The sequence below is a fragment of the Mixta mediterraneensis genome (genome assembly GCF_030283135.1).
Classification (GTDB): domain Bacteria; phylum Pseudomonadota; class Gammaproteobacteria; order Enterobacterales; family Enterobacteriaceae; genus Pantoea; species Pantoea mediterraneensis.
Genome location: NZ_JASUAZ010000023.1, coordinates 14,840 through 29,300, shown reverse-complemented (window position 1 = coordinate 29,300; position 14,461 = coordinate 14,840). Strand labels below are relative to the sequence as shown.

Here is a 14,461-nt window from a genome sequence, read left to right as displayed (position 1 = left end):
CCGCCTGGCAGGAGGCTAATGCTGTTACTTCACCATCTCTTTTTCGATCAACAACATCAGGATATGGATCACTTTGATATGGATCTCCTGAATACGATCGGCGTAACCAAAATGCGGTACGCGGATTTCAATGTCTGCCGTTCCCGCCATTTTGCCGCCATCTTTGCCGGTCAGGGTAATCACTTTCATTCCCTGCGCACGCGCAGCATCAATCGCTTTGATGATGTTGGCGGAGTTGCCGGAGGTGGAAAGCGCCAGCAGCACGTCGCCTGAACGGCCTACCGCTTCGATGTAGCGTGAAAATACATAGTCGTAGCCAAAATCATTGCTGACACAAGACAGGTGACTGACGTCAGAAATGGCAATCGCCGGGTAGCCAGGACGGTTTTCGCGATAGCGCCCGGTCAACTCTTCGGCAAAATGCATCGCATCGCAATGTGACCCCCCATTTCCACACGACAGCACTTTGCCGCCCGCTTTAAAGCTATCTGCCAACATTACCGCTGCGCGTTGAATCGCATGGATATTGGCTTCGTCACTCAGAAATTTATTTAGCGTATCCGCTGCTTCGTTAAGCTCTGAACGAATCATGTCCTGGTACATAGGGATGTCCTTTAAAGAGGAGATTTATCGCAGCAAGTTTAACGGAATGGCCGGCTCGCGCAAAGCATCGCGCCCGATCCAGCGTACTGGACGCCCTAATATTTAGCCAATGATTTTACCCACCCTTTCCCGGTCATGATTTTGTGAGCAAGGTTGTAATTGCGATGTAAAAAAATTGATAAATCAAACGATCTGCTCTAAACCTCTACCCATAACAGGTCAGACCTCTTACGACTTACGGAGTCACTCATTATGATGGTTGTTTCGATACTGGCAACAGTAGTGCTGATTAGCGCCTTGTTTTATCACCGCGTTTCGCTACGGCTAAGCAGTATTATTTTGCTGCTGTGGACCGGTGCACTGGCCACGGCGCAACTCTGGACGCCGTGGCTGCTGCTGCCATTAGCCATTATTCTGCTGCCCTTCAACCTGCAAAATATGCGTCGCAATATGTTCTCTAAACCGATGCTTCAGCGTTTTCAACAGGTAATGCCGCCTATGTCGCGCACGGAGAAGGAAGCCATTGATGCGGGTACGACCTGGTGGGAAGGCGATCTGTTTCAGGGTAAACCTGACTGGCAGAAGCTACACAATTATCCGCAGCCGCGACTGACCGCCGAAGAGCAAGCCTTTCTGGACGGACCGGTTGAAGAAGCCTGCCGCATGGCGAATGATTTCCAGATCACGCATGAAATGGCCGACCTGCCACCTGAGCTGTGGGCATACCTGAAAGAGCAGCGCTTTTTTGCCATGATCATCAAAAAAGAGTACGGCGGCCTGGCGTTTTCAGCCTATGCGCAAGCCCGCGTGCTGCAAAAACTGGCGGGAGTGTCAGGCATTCTGGCGATCACCGTTGGCGTGCCGAACTCGCTTGGACCAGGCGAACTACTGCAACATTACGGCACCGAAGCGCAGAAAAATCACTATTTGCCTCGTCTGGCGCGTGGTGAAGAGATCCCCTGCTTTGCCTTAACCAGCCCCGAAGCCGGTTCTGACGCGGGCGCCATCCCCGATACGGGCGTGGTATGCATGGGCGACTGGCAAGGTCAGCAGGTTCTCGGCATGCGTTTAAGCTGGAACAAGCGCTACATCACCCTCGCCCCGATTGCTACCGTGCTGGGGCTGGCCTTTAAACTGTCCGATCCCGAACATTTACTCAGCGACAATGAAGCGCCCGGCATCACCTGCGCGTTGATCCCCACCAGCACGCCGGGGGTTGAAATCGGCAATCGCCACTTCCCACTTAACGTTCCCTTCCAAAATGGGCCAACGCGCGGCAAAGATATTTTTGTCCCCATCGATTTTATTATCGGCGGCCCGGAAATGGCCGGTCAGGGCTGGCGTATGCTGGTTGAATGTTTGTCGGTTGGGCGCGGCATTACCTTGCCATCAAATTCTACCGGCAGCCTGAAAAGCGTGGCGCTGGCAACCGGCGCCTATGCGCACATCCGCCGCCAGTTCAAACTGCCGATTGGTAAAATGGAAGGGATTGAGGAGCCGCTGGCACGTATCGCCGGTAATACCTACGTGATGGATGCAGCAGCCACGCTGATTACCGCAGGCATTATGCAGGGTGAAAAACCGGCTGTACTGTCGGCTATCGTCAAATACCATTGCACTCATCGTGGTCAGCGCGCCATCATCGATGCGATGGATATTGCGGGCGGTAAAGGCATCATGTTGGGTAACAATAACTTCCTTGCGCGCGCATATCAGGGGGCTCCTATCGCCATTACGGTAGAAGGTGCCAATATTCTGACCCGCAGCATGATCATCTTTGGTCAGGGCGCGATTCGCTGCCATCCTTACATACTGCAAGAGATGGCCGCAGCCGCCAGCAATAATATAAGCGCCTTTGATGAGGCTCTGTTCAGTCACATGGGTCATGTCGGCAGTAATAAAGTACGCAGCCTGTGGCTGGGTCTAACCAGCGGGCGCACCAGCGCTACGCCGACGCGCGATGCTACCCGCCGCTATTATCAGCACCTGAACCGGATCAGCGCTAATCTGGCTTTGCTGTCTGATGTTTCAATGGCAGTGTTGGGCGGTAGCCTGAAACGCCGCGAACGTGTCTCGGCGCGTTTGGGTGATGTGCTGAGTCAGCTTTATCTCGCTTCTGCCACGCTGAAACGCTATGACGATGAAGGCCGTAATGAAGCCGATCTGCCACTGGTTCACTGGGGCGTGCAGGACGCCTTGCATCAGGCAGAAAACGCAATGGATGAGCTACTGCGTAACTTCCCGAATCGCTTTGTTGCAGGCGTACTGCGTGTGGTTATTTTTGCGGGCGGCAAACATTGCCCTGCCCCGTCTGATCGCCTCGATCACCAGCTGGCGAAGCTGTTACAGCAGCCATCAGCCACGCGAACCCGCCTGGGACGTGGCCAATACCTGACACCGAGTGAACATAATCCCGCCGGTCAGCTAGAGCAGGCGCTGCTGGATGTCATCGCGGCTGAAGTGATTCACGATCGGTTATGCAAGCAGACTAAAAAACATCTGTCGTTTACCCGTCTTGATGCTCTGGCAATACGTGCTTTAGAGCAGGGTTGGATTGATGAGCAGGAAGCGGAGGTATTGAAACGCGCCGAAGCAAGTCGTCTGCGCTCCATTAACGTTGATGAGTTTGCTGCGGATGCCCTGGCGGTGCCGGCTAAACAAACCGAACAGAAGCCTTCCCGGCCCAGCGAAGCAGCTTAGTAAAAAGGAATAAAACACAATGGGCCGATATACTCTCGGCCCAAACCTGCTGCAGCGGCTTGCTCATTGCTTAACGAGAGCCGCTATATTCTGCACCGCTCCCACATATTTAGCGTTAACCTGCCTGGCGAATGCGCGCAATCAGCGCATCAACATCTTCTACATGATCGGCCGCAAGGATTAGCGTGCGCCCCAGCGTAATGGCGTTGCGAAGGCATTCAGTGCGCATCGCCACATCTTTGATCAGTTTCATATCCGCCACATGCGACATGCCGACGGTGCGTCGAATCAGCTCAGTGCCACAATAACCAATGGTATCGGCCCACACTTTACGCAAAAATGCCTGCGCATAACCCGGATATCCCAGTGCTATATCGGTCGTTTTTTCTTTCGCCAGTTGCAGAAAGCGAGCGGAGAAAGTGCTCCATATATCATGGACATCAGCCAGGCGCTGTTCACGCGCATCGGCAGCTTCGCGTGGCGCGACTAAGCCCGGCAAGCCACAGTAATTGATCAGCAGGTTGCCAATCGCGGTGCCAACATCAAAGCCTATCGGCCCAAAGTAACCAAACTCGGCATCAATCGCCTTCAGGCTACCCTCCGCCACAAAAATCGAACCGCTATGAATATCGCCGTGCAGCAGAGCTTCGGCATTAGCAAAGAAGCGATGCTTAAGCGCCGCCACGGCAATACGCAGCGCATCGTCATGACGCAGGCTTGCAACCAGCGGTTCCAGCGCGGCTGGATAGTTATTGCGCTGGTGATCGTTATAGGGATCGTTGAAGAACAGGTCTTCGGTGATTTCGCACATTTCCGGATTAATGAAGCGCGCCACTTCCGCCTTTTTCTGGTGCGGATGCAGAATAAAGTCGGAGGTATGAAACAGCGTTTGCGCCAGATACTCACCCAGCTGACGTGATGCTTCTGGATAACGCACGCCTTTTACCAGCTCGCTGCGCCAGATGCGATAATGGGAAAGATCTTCCATCACCATTACCGCCAGATCAGCGTCGTAATGGATGATCTGAACGGTATGCTGCGGACAATATTTATAGTGTTCAACCAGCGTTTGCGCTTCAAGCCGCGCACGGTCCAGCGTTAACGGCCAGGATTCGCCTACGCAACGTACATAGGGCAGCGCCTGCTTTACCACAACCCGGCTAACGCCCTGATTATCGTAAATTTTAAACACCAGATTGAGATTACCATCACCAATCTCTTCGGCACTGACCAGCGCCGATGGATCGTCTATTCTGCCGTAGCGTTTGGCATATTCCACAGCGTCAGCAGCGGTGAAGGTACGGTATTGCGACATTGCCTGTTCCTCATCAATCGAATGCCTGGTAAATCTTAAGCCGTTCAGACGTCTATACATCCGTTCAGCATGTTGGCACAATATCCGCCATTAACGCAACATGGATTTCACAGACAATGCAGACACTTCAAACCACCAGCTTACAGGTTCGTGACAACCAGCTCTGGGTCCTTGATCAGCAAGCGCTACCGCAGCAAAAAAACTGGTTGCCTGCGCACAGCGTGGCGCAGTTGGTTGCGCATATTCACGCCTTACGGGTGCGTGGTGCGCCGCTAATTGGTCTTTCCGCTTCGCTGTTGCTGGCGCTGCTGGCAGAGCATGGGCAAACACGCGACCAGCTGGCAGAAGCGCTGGAGATTCTGCGGGCCGCACGTCCAACCGCCGTTAACCTGATGAATAATCTTGATCGCATGAAGCTGGCGCTCACGCAGGAAAGCTTTGTTGATGCCCTCGGTAAAGAAGCGCTACGTCTGGTGGCAGAGGATAAGCAGCTTTGCGACAGCATTGCGGACGCAGGAAGTGCGCTGGTTAAACCAGGCAGCCAGCTACTGACGCACTGCAATACCGGTGGATTAGCCACGGCCGGGGTCGGCACCGCATTGGGAGTGATTGCCCGCGCACATCAGCAAGGCAAAGTCGCGAACGTCTGGGTCGATGAAACTCGCCCTTTACTACAAGGCGGCCGCTTAACTGCCTGGGAACTGGGCGAACTGTCAATTCCGTATCAGTTAATCACCGATTCGATGGCGGCAAGTTTAATGGCAAGCCAAAAAGTAGATGCGATTTGGGTGGGTGCGGATCGCATTGCGGCGAATGGCGATGTGGCGAATAAAATTGGCACGTACAGCCTGGCGGTGCTGGCGCATTATCACGCGATTCCGTTTTATGTTGCAGCGCCGCATACTACGCTGGATCGCTTGTGTCCCGATGGCGCCGCGATCCCCATTGAACAGCGCGCCGCCAGTGAAGTCACCGGCGTGGCAGGCAGCTTTGGCAGCGTACAGTGGGCACCCGAGAAGGCGACCGTCTGTAACCCGGCGTTTGACGTCACGCCAGCCGCGCTAATCAGCGGCTGGGTACTGGATACCGGCGTGGTGACGCCTTCAGAGGTTGCAGCTGGCGTGTTTCAGCCGAAGTAATACGCTGCGGCATTGTGCGCGCGGTGAGCTGCGCGCACAGACAGGAAACTAAGCCAGGCGTGGATATGCATCGGCAATCTTGTCACCGGTAAAATTCGCGATCCAACCTTCCTGATTATCAAAAATACGTATCGCAGTGAAATTCGGTGCTGAGCCCATATCAAACCAGTGCGGCGTACCGGCTGGAACCGAAATCAGATCACTCTTCTCACACAGGATCTGCAAAATCTGCCCATCCAGATGCAGGCAAAACAAACCTGCACCTTCCACAAAAAAGCGGACTTCATCCTCGCCGTGCGTATGTTCAGAAAGAAACTTCTCGCGCAGCAGATCTTTTTGTGGATGATCGGCACGCATACTGATCACATCCCAGCTCTGATAGCCCTTTTCTGCTACCAGCCGATCGATCGCATGCTGATAAGCGTTAATTACCGTTGCGGCATCCGGGTTTTCACCCAGATCGCGATCCGCTTCCCAGCGTTCAAAACGGACACCTTTGGCATTCAGACGCGCACGGATCGCCTCCGCATCGGTGCTGTGCCACACCGGCTGGCTGGCTTCGCTATCGGTAAAAATAGTCAGTGCACTCATCTCAAATCGACTCCGGGTTAATCTGGGAAAAATTATTGACCTGACGGTGACGGCTTTCATTATCCGCATCGTCACGAATCAATTGCAGAGTTTGCCATCCGGCTGCGGCTGCCGCGTCCAGTTCCTGATGTATATCAGAAAGAAACAGCAGCTGCTCAACCGGTAGACCGATTTCGGCGGCGATAGTGCGATAAGAGGCCACGTCGCGCTTGGCGCCAACGTGAGTATCGAAATAGCCGCTGAACAGGCCAGTAATATCACCTTCGTCGCTGTAACCAAATAACAATTTCTGCGCCGCAACCGAGCCGGATGAATAAACGTAAAGTTTCAGTCCCTGCTGCTGCCACGCGGTTAGCGCAGGTGCAACATCCGGATAAAGATGACCGGTAAAGTTGCCATTCACGTAACCATCGCGCCAGATCATGCCCTGCAACGCTTTCAGTCCGGTAGATTTACGATCCTGATCCATAAAGCTGAACAGGATCGCTATTAACGCTTCCCGATCGGCATTCGGTTGATCGACTTCGGCGCGTACCGCATCCAGCGCCGCATTAACGTGTGCATTATCCTGATGATCGCGAATAAAGGTGGCTAAATGCTGGCGGGCATAGGGAAACAGGATATTATGCACGAAGCGAATATCGCTGGTCGTGCCTTCAATATCAGTAACAATGGCGCGGATCATTTTTTCTCCAGCAGGCGATGTTGACGTTCACATTCAAATAAAAATTCCAGCCCTTCCAGATGACGACGCGCTTCACTGACATCTTTGCCCCAGCACGTGAGGCCATGACCGCGTAGCAGAAAGCCATAACGCAGCGGGAAGCGTGCGGCATAGTCTTCAATTTCCGACGCCAGTGCGCTGATATTCTGACTGTTATCGAAAACCGGGATAGCGACCGTGTCCTCATGCGTGTGTTGTCCGGTCAGCGATTTCTGCATTTCATAGCCATAGAGCAATAACGCTGCGCCCTCTTCCACTCGCGACAGCACGGTTGCGTTCACGGTATGGGTATGTAAGACCGCACCCGCATCGGGGAACAGGCGATAAATTAGCGTATGCAGGCCCGTTTCGGCAGAAGGTTTGCGCCCTGATGGTGCATGATTGCTGGCGATTTCGACCTGGATAAAATCATCACGAGTCAGGCTTCCTTTATCCTTACCGGACTCACTGAGCAGGCAAAAATGCGCATCCTGGCGTACCGACATATTACCGCCAGTGGCGGGCGCCCAGCCTTTAGCGCCAATCCAGTGGCAGGCTGCAACGAGTTGATCAAGCGGTTGAGGGTCCGACATAGGGTATCCTGTGCGATAGGTTTTAGCCGTCTAAGCGTCTCGATTGCCAAATACTAGCATCCTGTTTATAGTGGCAGCAACACAGGGATACTCCGCAAAGACATTCGCGCTTAAGGGCAAAGAACAATGACGCAGCATAACCTGATTCCCGAGAGCAAATTACCTGCGCTCGGCACTACCATTTTTACTCAAATGAGCGCGCTGGCGCAGCAGCATAAGGCTATCAATCTGTCACAGGGCTTTCCCGATTTTGACGGCCCGCGCTATTTACAGGATCGGCTGGCATATCATGTTAGCCAGGGTGCAAATCAATATGCGCCGATGACCGGTGCGCTGCCGCTGCGTGAAGCCATCGCGGCTAAAACTGCTGAGCTTTATGGTCACCTTCCCGATGTTAACAGCGAGATTACCGTCACCGCAGGCGCAACTGAAGCGTTGTACGCAGCGATCACCGCGCTGGTAAGGCCGGGTGACGAAGTGATCTGCTTCGATCCCAGCTATGACAGCTACGCGCCTGCTGTGCAACTGGCTGGGGGAACACTGAAACGCATCGCGCTGCAACCGCCTGGTTTCCGCGTTGACTGGTCGGAATTTAACTGCTTATTAAGTGATAAAACCCGCCTGGTGATCCTGAATACCCCTCATAATCCTTCCGCCACGGTGTGGCGCAAAAGCGATTATGCTGCGCTGTGGCAGGCCATTGCCGGGCAGGAAATTTATGTTCTGAGCGATGAAGTGTATGAACACATCTGCTTCGCCGAAGAGGGACATACCAGCGTGCTGGACCATGCCGAGCTGCGTCAGCGTGCGATTGCGGTGTCATCGTTTGGCAAAACTTTCCATATGACCGGCTGGAAGGTGGGGTACTGCATCGCACCGGCGGCAATGAGCGCCGAGATCCGCAAAGTGCATCAATATCTGACCTTTTCGGTGAATACTCCCGCGCAGTTAGCCATTGCCGATATGCTGCGTCAGGAACCTGAGCACTATCGCGAGCTGCCGGACTTTTACCGCACCCGCCGCGATTGCTTAATTCAGGCGCTAAGCAAAAGTCGCTTTAAGGTGCTGCCATGTGAAGGCACCTATTTTCTGCTCGTTGATTACAGCGCCATTTCTGATCTGGATGACGTGAATTTCTGTCAGTGGCTGACGAAAGAGGTGGGTGTCGCGGCTATTCCGTTGTCCGTATTCTGCGCCGGTCCGTTCCCGCATAAGCTGATTCGTCTGTGCTTTGCCAAACAGGAAGCGACGCTGATTGCCGCTGCGGAGCGCTTATGTCAACTTTAAACATTACCGTTTTACAGGAAACGCTGACCTGGATGGACGGCGAAGCGAATTTACGTCATTTCGATCGCGTACTGAGCGGTATTCACGGACGCGATTTAATTCTGCTGCCGGAAATGTTTACCACCGGGTTTGCTATGGAAGCGGCAAAAAGCTCGCTACCGCAACAGCAGGTGGTTGAATGGTTACACGGTCATGCGCGTACCCGCAATGCACTGGTGGGTGGCAGCGCCGCAATTCAGACTGAAAATGGTGCAGTAAACCGTTTTTTGCTGGTGGAGCCAGACGGTACGCTGCATCAATATGACAAGCGTCACCTGTTCCGTATGGCCGATGAACATCATCATTATCTGCCGGGTGAAACGCGTGAAGTGTTTAACTGGCGGGGCTGGCGTATCCTGCCGCAAATCTGTTATGACCTGCGTTTTCCGGTATTTTCCCGTAACCGTAATGATTATGATCTGGCGCTGTTTGTGGCTAACTGGCCAGCGCCGCGTGCTCTGCACTGGCAGGCGTTATTGCTGGCGCGAGCCATTGAGAATCAGGCTTACGTGGCAGGCTGCAACCGCGTGGGCGAAGACGGCAACCATCATCAATACAGCGGCGACAGCCGAATTATTTCGCCGCAGGGCGAGATTCTCAGCGCCGCCGAACCCTTTAAACAGGCGCGCATCGATGCGGAATTATCGCTGGATGCGTTGAATGCCTACCGCGAACGCTTCCCGGCGTGGCGCGATGCAGATAATTTTTCGCTGTAAGCCAGAAAGTAAACGGCCACTTAGGTGGCCTTTTTTATGCGCGTTATGAACGCGTTAACTGCCACGATAGGTCGACCATGACCAGGGAGAAATCAAAAACGGCAGATGGAAATGGCTGCCCGCTTCGGCAATCACAAAATCAATTTGTGCGCTGACATACAGCGCATCGCGCCCGCCAGCGGCAAAATAATCGCCAATCTCTGCGGTTAAACGATAGTGGCCCGGCGCGACGGGTTCCGGTGTCAACGCTTTCAAACGGCCATCGCTGTCGGTAACGCCTTCAGAAACCGGCAACCAGCCCTCCGGGCTGTTTTGTTCCAGTGAAATCGCCACGCCGATAGCCGGTTTACCCAGTGCGGTGTCGAGGACGTGCGTCGTAATGGTGCTCATGCAATGCTCTCCTTCAGGCGTAACAATGTGATTTCACGCAGTTGGCTCAGTGCTTCCTGCTGCTCAGTATGCTCGTCATTGTTCAGGCGGCGCTGTAACTCTGCCAGCATCTCTTCGCCGCTGCGTCCTTTTGCGCGAATCAAAAATACCCGCTGGAAGCGCGCTTCATAGTCCCGGTTACCTTGCAGAATCGCCTGCTGTAAAGCCTTACCGGCCTGCTGCATAGCGGACTGCTCACCACGCGAAAGCGAGGCTTCTTTGCTCACGCCGTTCGCTGGCTCGCCAATACGCGGATGAGCCGACAGCGCCTGTTGCAAATCATCACTTTGCCACAGGCACGCCAGGCGATCCCCTTCGGCGATTAGCGCGTCAGGCGAAGCATAAGGACGCGCCGCCGCCAGCGCCTGTTGCCAGGCAGGAATCGCCACACAATGCGCAATCGCAGCCGCCGCGTCTCCAGGTGGCAGTTGATTAAAGGTCGCTAAATCCATGTTTATTCCCGTTCAGCAATCTGGCATATCGCCTGTAAACAGGCTTGCAGCGCACATGCAACGTCATCGGCCCTCACTGATTCCGCCGGGTGATGGCTGATACCGCGATGGTTGCGTACAAATAACATGCCGACCGGCCAGCGTTCGGCAATCGCAATCGCATCATGTCCCGCTCCGCCTGGCAGCGACAAACTGCGTCCCTGTACTGTTTCAACCGCGTGGCTCAGTACCTGTTGTAACTGCGGATCGCAGGCCGTTGCGGCGATACGATAATACTCGTTTGCTTCAAACGTCAGCCCCCGACGCAGCGCAATGGCTTCAGCCTGGGCGAGTAATGTCGCAAGCAGCGACGCCAGCGGTTCGTCCTGCGGCCCACGCACGTCAAGCGACAGTTTTACTTCGCCAGGGATCACATTCACCGCGCCCGGTGTGCAGCTCAACGTGCCGACAGTCGCCACCAGCTGCGGGCCCTGCTCGCGGGTGGTATGTTCGATAAACACCATCCACTCTGCTGCAGCAGCCAGCGCATCTTTACGATGCGTCATGGGCACGGTGCCTGCATGGCCAGCCTCGCCCGTAAAGCAGCAATGCAGGCGTCGTGCGCCGTTAATCGCCGTAACGACGCCAAGCGCCAGCCCCTCCTGTTCCAGGCACGGCCCCTGTTCGATATGCAGTTCAAGATAGGCGACGAACGCTTTTACATCTCGTGCAGCGCTGGCTATCTGCGCGCTGTCGAGGCCCACCTCCGCCATCGCCTGCGCCACCGTAATTCCGTTCTCATCAGGATGCGTCACCCAACTGTCTGGCCAGGTGCCGGTAAGGCCGCGGCTTCCCAGCAGCGTGATGCCAAAACGTGTTCCTTCTTCATCACCGAAACCGACAATCTCAATTGCCAGCGGCAAACGCTGTTGCCGATCATGCAGCCATTGCACGGCTTCAATGGCGCTTAATACCCCAAGCATGCCATCGTAACGGCCCGCGTTGCGTACCGTATCCAGGTGCGAACCCAGTAACAGCGCGGGTGCGCCAGCTTCTGCCGCTTCATAGCGCCCACAAATATTGCCGACCGCATCCTGCCAGACCTGCATGCCCGCCGCCTTCATCCACTGACCCACGCACCTGTTAGCGCGTAGATGTTCGGGCGACAGATAGACGCGGGTTAATTCATCCGCTGACGCGCTGATCTCTGCCAGTGCGTCACAGCGCGTCATTACCCGCGCCGCAGCGGTTTGCGCTTCGCTGGCGTTCATTTTCATGCAGGACTCCCGTAATGATCCCATGCCGCCTGTGCAGCCGCGCCCTGTGGCGTGCGGTAGCCAAGATGCGTTAATACTGTTTCCAGCGCGGCCAGGGTTTGCATCACGCAATCTTTACGTGCGTTATAACCCATGGTGCCGATGCGCCATACTTTGCCATGCAGCGGACCGAATGACGTGCCAATTTCAATAGCGAAATCTTCCAGCATCAGCTTGCGCACCTGATCGCCATTAATGCCCTGCGGAATAACCACGCCTAATACATTATTCATTTTGTGTTTCAAATCGCCGAAGGTTTCCAGCCCCATGCCCTGAATGCCTTTTAACAGCGCGTCCCCATGCAGTTTGTGACGGGCAATCCCTTCATCTAACCCTTCCTGTAGGATCAGACGTGCGCATTCACGGGCCCCAAATAGCGCGGTGGTGGCTTCGGTGTGATGGTTCAGGCGCTCAGGTCCCCAGTAATCCATGATCATGCCAAGATCAAAATAGTTGGAGTAGATCATCTCGTCGTCGCCGTCCTGATGGGCGGCAGTACGAATGCCCGCTTCCACACATTTACGCTTGCGGATCACCGCTTCCATTTTTGCACTCAGAGTAACTGGCGATGTGCCGGACGGGCCGCCGAGGCACTTTTGCATGCCAGCAGAAACCGCATCCAGACCCCATGCATCGGTTTCCAGCGCGTTGCCACCCAGCGAAGCAGTAGCATCGGTATAAAACAGCACGCCGTATCTGTTACAAATTTCACCCAGCTCGGCCAGCGGCTGTAACATGGTGGTGGAGGTATCGCCTTGCACCGTCAACAACAGGCGCGGCTTTACCCGTTTAATCGCCTCTTCCACCTGATCCGGCGTAAACACGTCGCCCCAGGGGACTTCAATGGTGTGTACATCGGCGCGACAGCGGCGAGCAATTTCACACAGCAAATGACCAAACCGACCAAATACCGGCACCAGTACTTTGTCTCCTGGCCGGATCGCCGACAGCAAAATCGCTTCAATACCGGCGCGTGATGTGCCATCGATCAACATCGTCCAGCGGTTTTCAGTGCGAAACACGCCGCGATACAGCGCCATGACTTCGTTCATATAGTGCGTCATGGCGGGATCATACTGACCAAGCAACTGGCTCGACATGGCGCGCAGTACGCGCGGATCGGCGTTGATCGGTCCCGGCCCCATCAGCAGGCGTTGCGGTGGATTAAGTTGCGAAAACTGAGTGATGTCCATAATGATTCCTTGTTGAACATGTAGAGGCGGACCGGGGGATAACCTGTTTCAGCCCTGGCGTTTGCGGGTTCGCAAACAGCATTTTGCTGTTTGCCAGCGCCCAGGCATTCCCCGGAGACACAGGCGAAGTGGCAATACCCATCACGCCACGGCGTGTCGTACAGTTGATCGGCGAGCGCTGCCTGCTTTTGTCATCAACAACGCCGCTGCCGCCGCCATAAAGACTTTCTCATTCTGTGCTCTGGTGAGCCATTATGAAACAAAAGATTCTACAGCAATCAATTTGCAACTAATGTGCCAGAGCGCAGGAGCCAGAAAAACCTATTTAATCATAGAGAGAACCGGAGATTGACGGCATAGACGCAGCGGCCAGCCACCAAAATTTATGAACCAAAACAGGGCAAAGCACCAAAAGGGGGCCTGTTAGCGGTGCTCCAGTTCATCAAACTGCTGATAGAGATCGGCAATCTGGTGAATACGCTGACGCCCGTGTGACAACATTTCGTGTAATAACGCATTCGCCAGCAGGTTAATTAAACTCATTGCCGATGCGTAGCTGTCAAAGGCCGACACGCTGTCGAGCGGCGCGCACAACTGCCAGCGCGCCAGTGAAAGCACCGTTTGCGCCTGCGGCTCACACAGCGCCAGTAGCGGAATACCCGCGTTTTGTAGCTGCTGCATCAGCGGGCGAATAATGCGCGTACGGCGGCGGAACGCCATTATTACCACCATGTCATCCGCCGTAATATCCACCAGCTCTTCCGACAGGGTCTGTCCCGGCTGCGGCAAAATATGCACCTGCGCACGCGCCTGCATTAATTGCTGCCTCAGATGCAGCGCTACCGGATACGCATTTCGCATACCGATGATAAATACGCGTTTTGCCTGTGCCAGCTGCTGAATGACTTCACCAAATTGCTGTGCATCAATGCTGTTAACCCACTGGGTCAGGTTAGCCATTTCCTGTTTGTAATGACGTGACAGCAACGTGTTGCCCTGCACTGCATCGCGGTTATCAGTGAGCGGCATACCGCTCTGGCGCAGGGTACGCAATTCATCGCGCATGTCCTTGTATTTTTCATAACCGAGGCGTTTGAATAAGCGGCTGACGGTGGCTTTTGACACACCGCTTAAGCGCGCCAATTCGGCGCTGTTATAGCTAATCAAATCATTGAAGTGATCAAATATAAAGTTCGCAATACGCTGCTCTTGCGGCGAAAGCTGGGAATAGTGGCTTCTGAGCCGTTCATCAAGCTGTTTCATTCTTCGTCCTGTAACTTTCGTTTCAACTCAAGCTAGCACAGTTTGCGCCAGGTTAACCTAAATGCCGCGTCCTGCTAAATGAAAACTGGAACGGCTCTTGCTTGCATTTCTCTACTGTTACCCGCTAGCAAAATGAGAAACGA

The 14,461-nt window shown here is 54.4% G+C and carries 14 protein-coding genes; 4 read left to right on the top strand and 10 right to left on the bottom strand.

The window, feature by feature from the left end:
- Positions 1 to 24: 24 nt before the first annotated feature.
- A complete protein-coding gene (gene lpcA, locus QRY16_RS13995) occupies positions 25 to 603 on the bottom strand; it encodes a D-sedoheptulose 7-phosphate isomerase (protein ID WP_193403685.1) in 579 nt (192 codons plus the stop codon).
- Between the two features lie 252 nt (positions 604 to 855).
- On the opposite strand from lpcA, the gene fadE reads away from it, so the two are divergent.
- Positions 856 to 3,303 (top strand): acyl-CoA dehydrogenase FadE, encoded by a 2,448-nt coding sequence (fadE, locus tag QRY16_RS13990; protein WP_193403686.1) that lies wholly within the window; start codon positions 856 to 858, stop codon positions 3,301 to 3,303.
- 115 nt (positions 3,304 to 3,418) lie between these two features.
- Here fadE and mtnK read toward each other — a convergent pair whose 3' ends face one another.
- On the bottom strand, positions 3,419 to 4,618 hold the full coding sequence (mtnK, locus tag QRY16_RS13985) for an S-methyl-5-thioribose kinase (RefSeq protein ID WP_289777012.1): 1,200 nt from the start codon (positions 4,616 to 4,618) through the stop codon (positions 3,419 to 3,421).
- 116 nt (positions 4,619 to 4,734) lie between these two features.
- On the opposite strand from mtnK, the gene mtnA reads away from it, so the two are divergent.
- Positions 4,735 to 5,757, top strand: coding sequence for an S-methyl-5-thioribose-1-phosphate isomerase (gene mtnA, locus QRY16_RS13980; RefSeq protein WP_289777011.1), 1,023 nt, complete (start codon positions 4,735 to 4,737; stop codon positions 5,755 to 5,757).
- Between the two features lie 48 nt (positions 5,758 to 5,805).
- Here the strand turns inward: mtnA and QRY16_RS13975 are convergent, their stop codons facing one another.
- From QRY16_RS13975 to QRY16_RS13965, 3 genes are read right to left on the bottom strand one after another with little or no spacing between them, the layout of a single operon-like run.
- Positions 5,806 to 6,348, bottom strand: coding sequence for a 1,2-dihydroxy-3-keto-5-methylthiopentene dioxygenase (locus QRY16_RS13975; protein WP_193403687.1), 543 nt, complete (start codon positions 6,346 to 6,348; stop codon positions 5,806 to 5,808).
- Between the two features lies 1 nt (position 6,349).
- Positions 6,350 to 7,033 (bottom strand): acireductone synthase, encoded by a 684-nt coding sequence (mtnC, locus tag QRY16_RS13970; protein WP_193403688.1) that lies wholly within the window; start codon positions 7,031 to 7,033, stop codon positions 6,350 to 6,352.
- Positions 7,030 to 7,644 carry a methylthioribulose 1-phosphate dehydratase gene (locus QRY16_RS13965; protein WP_289777010.1) on the bottom strand — a complete coding sequence of 205 codons (615 nt, stop codon included), beginning with the start codon at positions 7,642 to 7,644 and terminating at the stop codon, positions 7,030 to 7,032. The genes mtnC and QRY16_RS13965 overlap by 4 nt, the downstream gene beginning before the upstream one ends.
- Positions 7,645 to 7,770: 126 nt before the next feature.
- On the opposite strand from QRY16_RS13965, the gene QRY16_RS13960 reads away from it, so the two are divergent.
- Together QRY16_RS13960 and QRY16_RS13955 are read left to right on the top strand one after the other, a co-directional pair.
- On the top strand, positions 7,771 to 8,931 hold the full coding sequence (locus QRY16_RS13960) for a pyridoxal phosphate-dependent aminotransferase (protein ID WP_193403690.1): 1,161 nt from the start codon (positions 7,771 to 7,773) through the stop codon (positions 8,929 to 8,931).
- Positions 8,919 to 9,686, top strand: a complete 768-nt coding sequence (locus QRY16_RS13955; RefSeq protein WP_193403691.1) for an amidohydrolase — start codon at positions 8,919 to 8,921, stop codon at positions 9,684 to 9,686. The genes QRY16_RS13960 and QRY16_RS13955 overlap by 13 nt, the downstream gene beginning before the upstream one ends.
- Positions 9,687 to 9,740: 54 nt before the next feature.
- Here the strand turns inward: QRY16_RS13955 and uraH are convergent, their stop codons facing one another.
- From uraH to hpxU, 5 genes are all read right to left on the bottom strand, one after another.
- A complete protein-coding gene (gene uraH / locus QRY16_RS13950) occupies positions 9,741 to 10,076 on the bottom strand; it encodes a hydroxyisourate hydrolase (protein ID WP_193403692.1) in 336 nt (111 codons plus the stop codon).
- Positions 10,073 to 10,567, bottom strand: coding sequence for a 2-oxo-4-hydroxy-4-carboxy-5-ureidoimidazoline decarboxylase (gene uraD, locus QRY16_RS13945; RefSeq protein ID WP_289777009.1), 495 nt, complete (start codon positions 10,565 to 10,567; stop codon positions 10,073 to 10,075). Before uraD ends, uraH begins: the two co-directional genes overlap by 4 nt.
- Positions 10,568 to 10,569: 2 nt before the next feature.
- On the bottom strand, positions 10,570 to 11,823 hold the full coding sequence (gene hpxK / locus QRY16_RS13940) for an allantoate amidohydrolase (protein WP_289777008.1): 1,254 nt from the start codon (positions 11,821 to 11,823) through the stop codon (positions 10,570 to 10,572).
- Positions 11,820 to 13,055, bottom strand: coding sequence for a pyridoxal-phosphate-dependent aminotransferase family protein (locus QRY16_RS13935; RefSeq protein ID WP_289777007.1), 1,236 nt, complete (start codon positions 13,053 to 13,055; stop codon positions 11,820 to 11,822). Before QRY16_RS13935 ends, hpxK begins: the two co-directional genes overlap by 4 nt.
- Before the next feature lie 423 nt (positions 13,056 to 13,478).
- On the bottom strand, positions 13,479 to 14,318 hold the full coding sequence (gene hpxU / locus QRY16_RS13930) for a MurR/RpiR family transcriptional regulator HpxU (protein ID WP_289777006.1): 840 nt from the start codon (positions 14,316 to 14,318) through the stop codon (positions 13,479 to 13,481).
- Between the last annotated feature and the right edge of the window lie 143 nt (positions 14,319 to 14,461).